The following is a 13,188-nucleotide window of genomic DNA, read 5'->3' as shown; positions in this document are numbered from 1 at the left end:
ACATCATTTTAAACTCATAACTATAACGCATAAAAATACCCTCCTTACTGGTTGTCCAGTAAAGAGGGTACATATCAACTATGATTTAGACGGTGTGGAGTTTTATTTTGCCTTTTTATAATTGCTTTTGCAGATCTTATGCAGATCAGTCGTGGCTGTTTACGAGATCCTCTATCATGTTGATGATGATTCCCGTTGAGTCGGTCAGGTTGCTGGACTCCATAGCCTGGATATATTTCTCTTTGTTGTTGTACACTTCATTTATTCCGGCGAACAGAGACTCTGTGTTAAGCTCTTCCTCCTGGATCACATAGCTGTATCCGCTCTTCTCAAATGACTGGGCGTTGAGAATCTGATCACCTCTTGATGCAGCCTTTGACAGTGGTATGAGGATGTTCGGTTTTCTGAGTGCGAGAAGCTCACATATGGCATTTGCACCGGCTCTGGAGATTATGATATCGCAGAGTGCCAGCATGCTTGCAAGTTCCTTCTTTACATATTCGTACTGAACATAGCCCTTCTTATCCTTGAGGGATTCATCCAGATTGTCCTTGCCGCACAGGTGGATGACGTTGAAGGTCTCCAGAAGACGGTCGATATTGTCTCTTATTGCGTTGTTGATTATGACGCTTCCTGAACTTCCGCCCACGATAAGGAGAACAGGCTTGTTGTCAGTGAAACCGCAGTAGTTATATGCAAATGCGGAATCGCCGCGGAAAAGTTCCTCTCTGATAGGGGTTCCGGTTACGACTGCCTTGCCCTCAGGGAAGAGATCCTTTGTCTCAGGAAAGTTACAGCATACCTTTGTCGCCTTTGGAAGGGCGAGCTTATTTGCAAGGCCGGGAGTCATATCTGATTCGTGTATCACCACAGGGATACCTGCTGAGTGTGCGGCAAATACCACAGGGACTGTGACAAATCCTCCCTTTGAGAATACTACATCAGGCTTGAGCTCTTTCATGAGCTTCTTTGCTTCAGATATTCCTTTAAGTACCTTGAACGGATCTGAGAAGTTCTTCATTGAGAAGTATCTTCTGAGCTTTCCTGAAGCTATGCCGTGATAAGGGATGCCCATATCTTCTATAAGCTTTTTCTCCATGCCGTCATATGAACCGATGTACTGGATGTCATATCCGTGCTTCTTCAGCTCCGGCATAAGTGCCATGTTTGGTGTGACATGACCTGCTGTACCGCCGCCTGTCAATATAATTCTCTTCATAATGATTGTTAATCCTCCTGTTACTGTGCTGAAGCCAGATACTGCTTGAGTGCCTGAGCCAGTTGATCCGGGCATGAAGTCGGCTTGAAACCGCAGGTTGTGCCCTCGAGTCTGGCGATGACGTCCTCTGGCTTCATGCCTTCTACGAGAGCTCCGATACCCTTGAGGTTACCATTGCATCCTCCGGTGAACTTTACATCATGCAGCCTGCCATCGATGACGTCAAAGTTGATCTCGACAGAGCAGGTTCCTTTAGTCTTATAAACCATAACAATACCTCTTTTCTATTGTACTTAACCAATCATTTTAATATTCGCTGATACATTCTAAGATATATGTATCCTGCTTTTTTCATCTTGAAGTATATCAAAAGAGCATGCAAAAGACAAACATTTGTCGAGCGAAAATAATTGTATACCCCGGAATGTCGCTCATATAATACTACCATCCGGACCGGCCAAACGGATGTGGGGTTAAGCCCTGACAGGATATGATCGAATAATTGAAAAGAGAGGGAAAACTATGTTTGAAATTTTGTTGAATCAGAATGTGTGTATGTATGTGATGATAGTGTGTGGGTGTATAGGGCTGACAGGACGGGCTGTGATGAGCAGTTATCTTGCAAGACTGGCAAAGGCGGCTGAGCGCATGGGAACGACGCGGAAAAAACAATTGATGGAGATGCGCAGGCGGTATGAGGATATAACATCGCTGGATGTGAACATACATGACACTGCCGCATTTGTGGACAAGTACATAGACAGGCTGAAGATAGGTTTTATACCGATAAATGTGTGGAATGGATTTGTGAAAAATATGGGATTGGCCGCAGCTGGGACAGGCATATTTGCAGCGGCGTATCAATATTATGTAGTAGGCGATGGCGTGGAGACATTGAAGATGCTGGGGTGTGGACTGGCAGCCTGCATAGTGCTGGTGGCTGCTCATAACCAGTGGAATTGTGAATGGCATATGAGGACTCTGCGTGACAGCGCCAGAAATTATCTGGGCAACAGCCTGGCAAACAGATTGAAAAAGGAAGAAGAGAAACAGACAACGAAGCAGGATACTGTTGAGGCCATGGCAGCATGCAGTGAGACAGATGAAAATGACAGGATAAAAAGAAAGGCGAAGCCTGCGCGGAAAGCACAGCGGAGTGATAAGTCAGATTATGATGCTCTGCTTGACGGAATAATGAAGAAAATGCTTGCGGACGGATAGCAGGGGTGTTGATGAGCAGGTGCGTGGCAGATGAAATGCAGGTGAAAGCCGCCTGCAGAAGCCAATAAATTCAGGATGGTAGATAGTGAGAAAGCTGTACTTGATAGCAGGACTGTATGCTGCCTGCGTGATCGGAGCCGTGCTCAGCGGATGCTCCATATATGACAAGGAGGATCTGTCCAAGATTGTGGCGACTCCGGGGGACGCAGAGTGTCAGGCGGACGGTGCGAAGAATGGGGAAGGTGATGCGGAAGGAAAAGAAAAATCGGGAGACAAGACGGAAGATGCGGAGAGTAACACGGACACAGACGGGGAGAGTCGGGGTGAGGATATGACCAGACTCAGGGATTACAGCCAGATATCGACAAAGAAATATTCATGGTACATAGTGCGGGACAAAAATCATGGAATGAGTGGCTGTGACAACAGCTTTCCGCTGGAGCAGTACGATGCGTTCTACGTGGACAGAGTGTGTGCTGAGAAGAATGAAAAGGTGATGTATCTGACATTTGACTGTGGGTACGAGAACGGATATACAGAGCAGATGCTGGATGTGCTTAAAAAGCACAATGCAAAGGGCTGCTTCTTCGTGACGATGACTTACATAAGGGACAATCCGGATATAGTAAAGAGGATGAAGGAGGAGGGACATCAGGTGGGAAACCACACGGTGCATCATCCGTGCATGCCGGAGAAGAGTGTGGAGGAGCAGAAAAGTGAGTTAAAGGAGTGCTCAGACTTTATGAGGAATGAAACTGGGTATGAAATGGATATGTATTTCAGACCGCCGAGCGGTGAGTACAGTGAACAGGTTCTGCAGCTGGCTAAGGATATGGGGTATAAGACCATATTCTGGAGTATGGCTTACCTTGATTATGATGTGAACAATCAGCCGGGGACGGACTATGTCATTGATCATTTTGCGAAATATCATCATCCGGGAGCCATTCCTCTCATACACAATGTGTCGTCGTCCAATGCGCAGGCACTTGATACGGTTCTCACAAACCTGGAGAAGGAGGGATATGAGTTCAGGTCTTTGAATGAGATGAAAATTGAATAGTGGTATCAGAAACAGAAGCTCTCTGTGCGGATCATGCCGATCCGAACGGAGAGCTTTTGTGTATTGGCAGTGCGATCTGTGTGATATAAGCATCTTTATTTGCTCCGTGGGTTGGAGGACCCTCCATAAATGAATTGCGAAAATAACCACAAGTAGCAAGATTGTTTTCTTTTGCATAGTCCAATAGTTTCTTCTGGACAGTGTCGAAATTTTCATATGGACCACGATAGTATATACAGATAGCTGCAGTCTGTGGAAGTTTTTTTATGTGTTCGTCATTGGTGTCAGGATCTGCTGCGACAGGTATGACATATCTTCCTTCGGATGTTGATTCGACAAAAACCTCTGTACACATTTTGCCTGTGGTGTCCAGTTGATATTTTTTTGTTGCCTCGATAAAGGTCTTGCGCAGATCTTCAGTTTTTCTGGCCAGATCAGAGTCTTTGAACTCCTGACAAAATGCAGTGAATGAGGGAAGAGTGGTAAAATGGATCTCCGGTTCTGATGTCTGGGACTGACGCAGCTGAAGCTGGGCTATGCACAGATCCAGCTGGGAACGGAGCGCAGTCATACGTTCAATGACATCCTCAAGCTTTTCGGTATTATTGAAGTACTTGTTAATCTCGGATAACGATAATCCTAGTCCCTGAAGAACTTTTATAATTCGTATATGTACGATGTTATCGGCAGAGTAGTAGCGGAAACCGCTGCTCTCATTTTTGTATGCGGGTGTCAGAAGCCCCAGGTCTTCGTAGTTTAACAGCATTCTTCTTGTCACTCCAAGCATTTTAGTGACTTCCCCAATTTGATATAGATTTTTATTTGCGTGATTCATATGATTTCCCTCCCCTTAAAAATAGACAAAAAAAATTGTGAATATTGCATAAATACCGCAAAAATATTGTTGACTTGAACATTGATGTACGAATTATAATTATCATAAATTGTTAAAGGGAAAGAGTCAAGAATTAACAGGAGGTAGTGGTTGCAGAGAGAAAACATTAACGGACACACGAAAAAGAGGTTTTATTGAGAAAGAGAGGGAAGTGTATGAAAGAAAGAATTCTATGCAGAAAAGTTATGGCATGGCTCATGACAGCTTTCATGGTCATAACGTGTTTGATTTCGATAGGTGGTAAGAATACTGCCTACGCAGCGGCTATGGAGAATATCAAGGTAACAGACGTGGATATCAGCACAGATGGACATCTGAGAGGTCTCAAGTGGGGGTGGACAACCAGCGGTTATGCCAGCGCGAGCTGCAAGCTTGGCATTCAGTCTGAGAAGTTCACGACTGGAGATCTCACAAACTTTGGTGATTATCTGAGCAGCCATAGGTACAGTGGATGGGCGAGTGCCGAGTCACCTGAAGGCTGCGGATTTAAAGGCTGGATAACAGAGAACTCGTTCTCAAGGAGTTCAGGTACATATGATAGAACGGATACCATTTCCGGAGAGGGAATAGATATGGGTACCACGGGTGTGTATTATCTGTATACGTGGACATATTACAATGGTTATGTATTCCCTGATATTTACATAGGAAGTATTGATCTGGATGCGGGCAAGATAGTGGATGCCAGCGGCAATGAAATAACATTCCAGATCGGTGGCTTTTCAGGCGGAGGCAATACAGATCCTTCGGAGGAAGAAGTTGTATTCATGAACAATGGATATCCATATGGCAAGAATATGACAAATAGTTCAATCACTCTCGTTATGGACGTGACAGGGGAAGCTGCAACATATCAGTGGCAGAGCGCAACCAGTAAGCGTGGACCATTTACAGATATTGAAGGTGCAAATGGAAGTACATATACGTTCACCCCGACTCATGGATACTGGTACAGGTGTGTGGTGGATGGTACAGCCAGCAGAGCGGTAAAGGCAGTTATCCCTACCAGTGACAATGGAAATACGTGGACAAAGCCAAATACTTGCTGGTATATAAGCAATGGAGTTATGGCTTACATGGCCAATGACAAAGGGGTTGATATTGTTGGCTTGTATACCAAGGACGGAAAGAACTATATGCTTGGAACAAGCTACGACAAAGTATGGAGATTGTACAGCAGAAGCGATTCAGAGCCTTCAGCAGAAACGGCTACATCACAAGTATCTGTGGCTTCGCTTGCAGCTCTAAGATTGTCGTTTGATCCTATGAATACTCACGATCTGATTTTTGATGCTGAACTTGGTGAGGGACAGCATTCATTTGCAATAGGAGCGGATGCGAACATTGGAAATAGTATTACAAGCTCTGACAGTGCAGATGAAGCGGTGCTTGCTGCCACTGTCAAGAATGGTGAATTACAGCAGATAGCGATGATGGGAGTTGCTAAAGCGGCGGATGCGGCAGATGATACTCCATCATTTGTTCTTGCCCCTATAACACAGGCAAGTTATTACTGGATCGGGGACTATGATTCCAGAAGAATATTTGAGTACAATACAGGTTCATCAAGCTACATAAAGGAAACTGCTGAAATAAATGGTCAGAATGCTGCATCCCTGGTTGAAGGAATAGATTCGGGATTGACAATGTCATGGACAAATGTTGAAGATGGCGGACATATAGGTTTCAAATTCAGCGTTGGAGCGGTGGCTGATGTAGGAGCAGTTACAGGACAGGTTGATTATATAACAGAAAATCTGACAGATCTTGATGGCGATACTTCATATATCATCACTGTCGATGGCGAGTCATATGAAATTGTGAGTGATATGTATGGTGATATAGCTCTTGAGGGAACAGATGATAACGACGTATCATATAGTTTGTTTGGTAAAAATATAAGTATCAGCAAGAAGGACAGTCAGGATACACCTGCTGATATAACTGTTGCAGCAAGACCGGAGGCGCCATCTGCACCGAAGACTCTTGCAGACATACAGAATCCAACACCAGCTGATATGGAAAGTGCTGCAGACGGCGAAGGCATTGAGATAGTAAGCGTGACTGGCGATTCTGTGACAGTAAGCCCGCTTGGCGGACAGCAGTATCAGTATTCGATGGATGGAGCGACATGGACAGTTCTCGATGATCTGAATGTGTCAGATAATTATGTTATCTCAGGACTTGAAGAGAATCAGAGGGTATATGTTCGCACAAGATACGTGGCTAATACGACAAAACCAGCTTCATTGTGGTCAGATGCCAAGGCAGTCTCACGTGATCTGATCGCCGGAGTAACTGCGGAAGATACAACCTGCACTTACGATGGATTGATACATAGCCCATCTGTTACAATTGCAGATGGCCTGGATGGAGCTTCTATCCGTTATTCATTGGCAGCAGGTGAGCCGTACACACAGACGGTTCCAGAACTTAAAAATGCCGGAACATATAAGGTGTATTACCTTGTTACAGCAGATGAGTGTTCACCGGTATTTGGCGATGTGACTGTGACTATCGAAAAGAAAACGATCACAGCGGATAAGGTAATCGTTGATGAAAATGCATATATACAGGGAATCCAGTTCTCAGGATTGCTGGATGGAGAAGAACTGGTATATGACGAGGATTATACTGTGGTACTGTGGGACGTTACACCAGGAATAGAGAAGGTTGTAACTACATACAGATTTGGGCTTGCAACTACGGGAAATGCAGCCAATTACATGCTTCAGAACAAGTCATGGGATATGGTTCATTATCATGACTGGACGTATGAGATAAAAGAAGGCCACAGTAACAAGATAATTGCATATTGCAATGAAACTGAGAATCCGGCACACTGCGCATATCAGGGCAGAAACGAGGCGGTCAGCTGTACTGTGACAGCAGAAAGCAGAGCGTATGACGGCACAGAATATGCAGGTGCAGTTGTTAATAACTGGATAACAGAGAAGACCGGAGAGGCTGCTGTTACATATTATGAGGGAACAGGTGATACCGATTATCCGGAAAATGAGAATGCGCCGGTAAATGCAGGTACTTATAAGTTTGTTGTGAAGATAGCTGATGTTACGGCTTATGCAGAATTTGAAATACAGAGACTTGATCAGAATGTTGAATTTGATGTAATCGATTACACATTTGGCGACAGTGTAGAGGCTCCAGCGGTTACAGGAGCACAAGAGGATCCTGTTATAGAGTATTACTACACAACAGAGAACAGCAACACGGATGGAACATTGTGGGAGAACTCCAGATCGGCAGATCCGGGCACATATTATATGTATGCCAAGGTTTGTGCTACAACCAATTACAATGAGTATGTAACACAACCGGTTCAGTTCACAGTTGCAAAGAGAGAAGCTCCGACAGACATAACAGCGGCAGATATTGTAAAGACATATGACGGCAAGTCATATGGAATAACAGTTACAGGTGATATTCCAGAGGATGCGGTTGTGACGTATGGAACTTCTGAGGATGCATGCGATAAGACTGTAAGTCCGAAGTACAGTCAGGCTTCAGATGAACCATACACTGTATATTATAAGGTTGCAGCAAGGGGATATGACACGATATCCGGACATGCAACTATCACCATCAACAGAAGACCACTTGCTGTATCGGGAATCAAAGCTACATCAAAGGCTTACGATGGACAGACAGAGGCAAAGCTTGACTATTCAGGCGTTGTTCTGAATGGTAAGGTCAGCGCAGATGTGATTGCAGTTACAGCTACAGGAACATTTGACAGTGCAGATGTGGGAACAGGCAAAACTGTAAGCATCACAGATATAAAGATCAGCGGAAAGACCGCTTCAAACTATGTACTTACAGAAGATGCCCAGCAGCAGACAGCAAAGGCAGATATCACTCCTGCGGGAACAACTCTTACTGTAGAAAAGGTTGGAGCTAAGACATATGGAGGTGCAAAGTTTGCCCTCAATGTGAAGTGCAGTAGAAATGACAAGAAAACATTTACAAGCAGCAATACAAAGGTTGTCAAGGTGGATGGCACAGGCAAGGTAACTATAGTTGGTGCAGGCAAGGCGGTTGTGACAGTATCCGTTGCGGCAAATCAGAACTATAAGGCAGCAGCTGCAAAGGTTGCGATCACGGTAAACAAAAAAGCCATCAGAGTAACTGCAAATGACGCATCTAAGTATGAAGGCAAGGCGGATCCGAAGTTTACATTTACAGCGGAGGGACTTGTTGGCAAGGATAAGCTTACAGGAATTGTTCTCAAGAGAGCTGCTGGTGAGAAGTCCGGAACATACACGATCACAGCAAGCCAGAAGAAGGGTGCAAATCCAAACTACAATATAACATTTGCCATTGGCCGTCTTGTTGTAAAGAAATCTCCAAATGTTGAACCTAGTGGAACAGAACTCTATAAGAAGACACTTCCGTTCTTCCTTATGAAAGGAAAGGGAACAGGAACAAGAATAGATCTGACATGGGATAAGGTCAAAGGTGCAACAGGATATGATGTATACTGGTCATACTGTAATGGAAAGAACAACTTCAATAAGCTTGCTAATGTACCGAAGTCCCAGAAATATGCCGATAAGAACCTCAATAATAAGAGAGAATACAAGTATTTTACAGTCGCATACAAGATGTCGGGTGGCAAGAAGGTATATCTCGGCAGGACAAATACAGTCCATGTTGCAATGCCTTATGCAGCAAAGACAAATGTCCTGAAAGTTACTGTGAACAAGACCAAGGCTAACCTTGCAAAAGGTAAAACATTTAAGATCACCAAGAAGGTTAAGCTTGAGAATCCAAAGAAGAAGGCGTTAAACCATCTTACGAAGAAGGAAAGGTTCATAACATCCAATGCAAAGGTGGCAACTGTTTCATCTGCAGGAGTTATAAAGGCAGTGCGTAAGGGCACATGTACGGTTTATGTAATGTCTGAAAATGGTGTTTGTGCAAAGATCAAAGTGACGGTTAAGTAGTGCTTTAGACATGGTTATAATTGAAAACTCCTCCAAACCGGTTGTGGCTTTGGGGGAGTTTTTTGAGATTAATAGTTGATTATGGTATACCTATTTGCTAAAATTGATTCAATGTGAAAAATTTAATACAAGTAAGGAGAGAAAACAAATGGCACAGACAGTAAGTTTCGATTTTAAGAATGCAAAAGCCATGGCTACAGACGCTGATATCGCAGCAATCAAGGATCAGGTAGTAGCTGCAAAGGCAACACTTGTAAACAAGACCGGTGAGGGAAATGATTTCCTTGGATGGATCGACCTTCCAGTAGACTATGACAAGGAAGAGTTTGCGAGAATCAAGAAGGCAGCAGCTAAGATCCAGGCAGATTCAGACGTGCTTGTAGTAATCGGTATCGGTGGTTCTTACCTGGGTGCAAGAGCAGCCATCGAAGCTTTAAGACACAGCTTTTATAATTCAGTTGACAAGTCAATCCGTAAGACTCCTGAGATCTACTATGCAGGATCAAACATCAGCAGCACATACATGGCTCATCTGCTTCAGGTGATCGGTGACAGAGATTTCTCTATCAACATCATCTCCAAGTCGGGTACAACAACAGAGCCTGGTATCGCTTCAAGAATCTTCAAGAAGAAGCTTGTTGAGAAGTATGGCAAGGAGGGCGCAGCAAAGAGAATCTACGCCACAACGGACAAGGCAAAGGGAGCTCTCAAGACACTTGCAACAGAGGAAGGCTATGAGACATTTGTAGTTCCTGATGATGTAGGAGGACGTTTCTCAGTTCTCACAGCAGTTGGTCTTCTGCCAATAGCAGTAAGCGGTGCTGATATAGATAAGCTTATGGAAGGCGCAGCTTCAGCAAGAAAGGATTGTCTTGCACAGGACTTCGACGATTCAGATGCTATGAAGTACGCAGCAGTAAGAAATGTACTGTACAACAAGGGTAAGTCAATCGAGATCCTTGCTAACTTTGAGCCAGCACTTCACTATGTATCAGAGTGGTGGAAGCAGCTCTACGGCGAGAGCGAGGGTAAGGATGGCAAGGGACTTTTCCCAACAGCTACGGACTTTACAACAGACCTTCATTCACTTGGACAGTTCATCCAGCAGGGTTCACAGAACCATTTCGAGACAGTTATCAATGTTGTTAACCCAACATGTGAGATTGTTATGGAGGAAGAGGACTCAGATCTTGATGGACTTAACTATCTTGCAGGCAAGACAGTTGATTTTGCAAATAAGAGTGCTATGAACGGAACTATCCTTGCACACGCAGATGGTGGAATTCCTATCATCCAGATCAACATCGACAAGATTGATGAGTTCACTCTCGGTGAGCTGTTCTACACATTTGAGTTTGCATGTGGTGTGAGTGGATACACACTTGGTGTAAATCCATTCAATCAGCCAGGTGTTGAGAGCTACAAGAAGAACATGTTCGCTCTTCTCGGCAAGCCGGGCAACGAGGAGCTTGGCAAGAAGCTTCTTGCAAGAATCAACGGTTAATAAATCTTTACAGATTAATATATAAGAGATGCAGGTGTGTTTTGCCACACCTGCATTTTTTTGCAATTCTATATTTCTTGTAATCAGAATCGCACAATGTTATACTTATGAAGTGTATAGGCTCAGAATTGAGCCTGATCATTTGCATTGTGAATGGAAGGATAAGAAGGGCAGTGACATATGAATGAAAAGAGAGAGGTAGAGGGGCTGTACAACCGATATAGACAGGTTCCATTGTATCTGATAGGAATGTTTTGTCTGATGACAGTGTTCATGTATTTTGTCGGAATAGGAGCCGGCGTTATAGCCACCATTTTTACGGCAGTATACGGAGCGGTGAGCATTGTTGTTTTCCTGAGGATGAATGCTTTGTCCCGCGACAGATATGTGGAATTTGCCATGGAGCACGGCAAGATGCAGAAGGAGCTCATAAAGGAGTTCCCGGTTCCGTACGCATTGCTTGACGAGGATGGAAAAGTTGTGTGGGTGAACGACGAGTTCTCAGGTATAACGGAGACCAGTAAGAGAAAGCTCATGAAGCTGAATATAGTTCAGGTATTTGAGGAGGTTACCGAGGAGAGTCTTCCTTATCAGGAGGATGTCACCGAGGGAGAGATAGCATTTAACGGAAGAGAATACCGTTATGAGATCAGACGTGTACAGGTGAATAAGGTTGAGCCTGCTATGGAAGAGACGGATGCCCAGCCGGGTGAGGCCGGCACAGACGGAGATGGGGCTGATGAGCAGAAGAAAGAGACGAAGTCTTCGCACGGTGGTTCAAGACACCACGGCAAGACGGACACCTTCCTTGCGTTCTACATGTTTGATGTGACAGTGGTGAATCAGCTCGCTCAGGAGAACCATGACCAGAAGCTGGTTGCGGGTCTCATATATATTGATAACTACGATGAGATATTTGAGTCGCTTGAGGAAGTACGACACTCTCTTCTTGTTGCCCTGGTCGACAGAAAGATTAACAAATACATGGCAAATGTCGACGCCATAGTCAAGAGCCTTGAGAAGGACAAGTACATGTTCGTGATGCCACAGAAGTATCTGGATCAGCTCAAGGAGAACAAATTTGCCCTGCTCGATGAGGTCAAGGCTATAAATATCGGAAATGATCTTCCGCTTACACTCAGTATAAGTCTTGGTACTGATTACAAGAGCTTTATAGAAAACTTTGAGGCAGCGCGTTCCGCCATGGAGCTTGCTCTGGGCCGAGGCGGCGATCAGGCGGTTATCAAGTCCGCCGACAGGATCACCTACTTTGGTGGTAAGAGTCAGGGAACGGAGAAGTCCACGAGAGTTAAGGCGAGGGTTAAGACTCTTGCGTTCAAGGAGCTTCTTGAGACCAAGGAGAAGGTTATAATCATGGCCCACAAGAATCCAGACATGGATGCTTTTGGTTCAGGTATAGGAATATACAAGATGGTGACTGCGCTGGGCAAGACGGCGCATATAGTTGTAAATGAGGTGTCATCGGCCATAAGTCCGATATACGGCAATTTCACTTCGAGCAATTCCTACCCGGCAGATATGATAATCAACAACGATCAGGCGCTCAGTCTGGTCGATGACGACACGGTCGTAGTTGTGACGGATGTGAATAATCCTACGCTCACGGAGTGTGAGGAACTGCTGGCATATGCGAAGAGCATAGTGGTATTCGATCACCACAGGCAGACAAAGGATGTCATTGCAAATGCGACACTGTCGTATATAGAGCCATTTGCGTCATCTGCATGTGAGATGATCGCAGAGATGCTCCAGTACATGGATGAGAAGATAAAGCTCAGGCCTACAGAGGCGGACGCCATGTATGCCGGAATACTCATTGACACCGACAACTTCCTGAGCAAGACCGGTGTCAGAACCTTTGAGGCAGCCGCGTTCCTGAAGAGAAGCGGTGCGGATGTCATGCGAGTAAGGAAGATGTTCAGAACTGACATAGAGACCTACAGACAGAAGGCGGAGGGTGTCAGCCACGCAGAGATGGTGCTTGATGCATTTGCCATATCAATCATTACACCTGGGGATGGCCCTGAGTCGCCGGTGGTACTCACCGCCAAGATTGCAAATGAGATGCTGAACATCGCAGGTGTCAGAGCTTCATTTGTAATAGCGCAGATGGGTGCGGATGTCAAGATAAGTGCAAGAGCCATTGACGATGTCAATGTCCAGATAATCATGGAGAGAATGGGTGGCGGCGGTCATGCAAATATCGCGGCAGCTCAGTTTGAAAATGCGAAAGCAGAGGATATAAAGAAGGAGCTTGTTGGGCTCCTGAATGAGATGTATAAGGAAGGAGATATTTAGGAT

General features: G+C 44.8%; 8 protein-coding genes. 5 read left to right on the top strand and 3 right to left on the bottom strand.

What is annotated here, in order from left to right:
• Positions 1-145: 145 nt before the first annotated feature.
• A complete protein-coding gene (locus tag AB5150_RS13895; RefSeq protein WP_173795007.1) occupies positions 146-1,219 on the bottom strand; it encodes an undecaprenyldiphospho-muramoylpentapeptide beta-N-acetylglucosaminyltransferase in 1,074 nt (357 codons plus the stop codon).
• 20 nt (positions 1,220-1,239) lie between these two features.
• The gene (locus AB5150_RS13890; protein ID WP_015534506.1) at positions 1,240-1,488 is read right to left on the bottom strand and encodes a TIGR03905 family TSCPD domain-containing protein; all 249 of its coding nucleotides are present in this window, start codon (positions 1,486-1,488) and stop codon (positions 1,240-1,242) included.
• 253 nt (positions 1,489-1,741) lie between these two features.
• On the opposite strand from AB5150_RS13890, the gene AB5150_RS13885 reads away from it, so the two are divergent.
• Both AB5150_RS13885 and AB5150_RS13880 read left to right on the top strand, forming a co-directional pair.
• Complete coding sequence (locus AB5150_RS13885; RefSeq protein WP_238051074.1) at positions 1,742-2,440, top strand: hypothetical protein; 699 nt, start codon at positions 1,742-1,744, stop codon at positions 2,438-2,440.
• Positions 2,441-2,525: 85 nt separating this feature from the next.
• Positions 2,526-3,503, top strand: coding sequence for a polysaccharide deacetylase family protein (locus tag AB5150_RS13880; RefSeq protein WP_368292075.1), 978 nt, complete (start codon positions 2,526-2,528; stop codon positions 3,501-3,503).
• 31 nt (positions 3,504-3,534) lie between these two features.
• Here the strand turns inward: AB5150_RS13880 and AB5150_RS13875 are convergent, their stop codons facing one another.
• Positions 3,535-4,338, bottom strand: a complete 804-nt coding sequence (locus AB5150_RS13875; RefSeq protein WP_161171399.1) for a MerR family transcriptional regulator — start codon at positions 4,336-4,338, stop codon at positions 3,535-3,537.
• Between the two features lie 215 nt (positions 4,339-4,553).
• On the opposite strand from AB5150_RS13875, the gene AB5150_RS13870 reads away from it, so the two are divergent.
• From AB5150_RS13870 to AB5150_RS13860, 3 genes are all read left to right on the top strand, one after another.
• Positions 4,554-9,362, top strand: coding sequence for a YDG domain-containing protein (locus tag AB5150_RS13870; RefSeq protein WP_368292073.1), 4,809 nt, complete (start codon positions 4,554-4,556; stop codon positions 9,360-9,362).
• Between the two features lie 148 nt (positions 9,363-9,510).
• Positions 9,511-10,866, top strand: coding sequence for a glucose-6-phosphate isomerase (locus tag AB5150_RS13865; protein ID WP_015534510.1), 1,356 nt, complete (start codon positions 9,511-9,513; stop codon positions 10,864-10,866).
• 180 nt (positions 10,867-11,046) lie between these two features.
• Positions 11,047-13,185: a DHH family phosphoesterase gene (locus tag AB5150_RS13860; RefSeq protein ID WP_368292071.1), complete on the top strand. Its 2,139-nt coding sequence runs from the start codon at positions 11,047-11,049 to the stop codon at positions 13,183-13,185.
• Positions 13,186-13,188 lie beyond the last annotated feature (3 nt).

The sequence above is a fragment of the Coprococcus sp. RTP21281st1_F1_RTP21281_210402 genome (genome assembly GCF_040915325.1).
GTDB classification, from domain to species: Bacteria; Bacillota; Clostridia; order Lachnospirales; family Lachnospiraceae; genus Coprococcus; species Coprococcus aceti.
The sequence above is the reverse complement of the archived record's forward strand: the minus strand, read 5'-3'. Positions and strand labels throughout refer to the sequence as shown.

Bases quoted from the DNA above. Each gene is read 5' to 3' on its own strand.
- AB5150_RS13895 (WP_173795007.1), bottom strand. From the start codon at position 1,219: ATGAAGAGAATTATATTGACAGGCGGCGGTACAGCAGGTCATGTCACA.
- AB5150_RS13890 (WP_015534506.1), bottom strand. From the start codon at position 1,488: ATGGTTTATAAGACTAAAGGAACCTGCTCTGTCGAGATCAACTTTGAC.
- AB5150_RS13885 (WP_238051074.1), top strand. From the start codon at position 1,742: ATGTTTGAAATTTTGTTGAATCAGAATGTGTGTATGTATGTGATGATA.
- AB5150_RS13875 (WP_161171399.1), bottom strand. From the start codon at position 4,338: ATGAATCACGCAAATAAAAATCTATATCAAATTGGGGAAGTCACTAAA.
- AB5150_RS13870 (WP_368292073.1), top strand. From the start codon at position 4,554: ATGAAAGAAAGAATTCTATGCAGAAAAGTTATGGCATGGCTCATGACA.
- AB5150_RS13865 (WP_015534510.1), top strand. From the start codon at position 9,511: ATGGCACAGACAGTAAGTTTCGATTTTAAGAATGCAAAAGCCATGGCT.
- AB5150_RS13860 (WP_368292071.1), top strand. From the start codon at position 11,047: ATGAATGAAAAGAGAGAGGTAGAGGGGCTGTACAACCGATATAGACAG.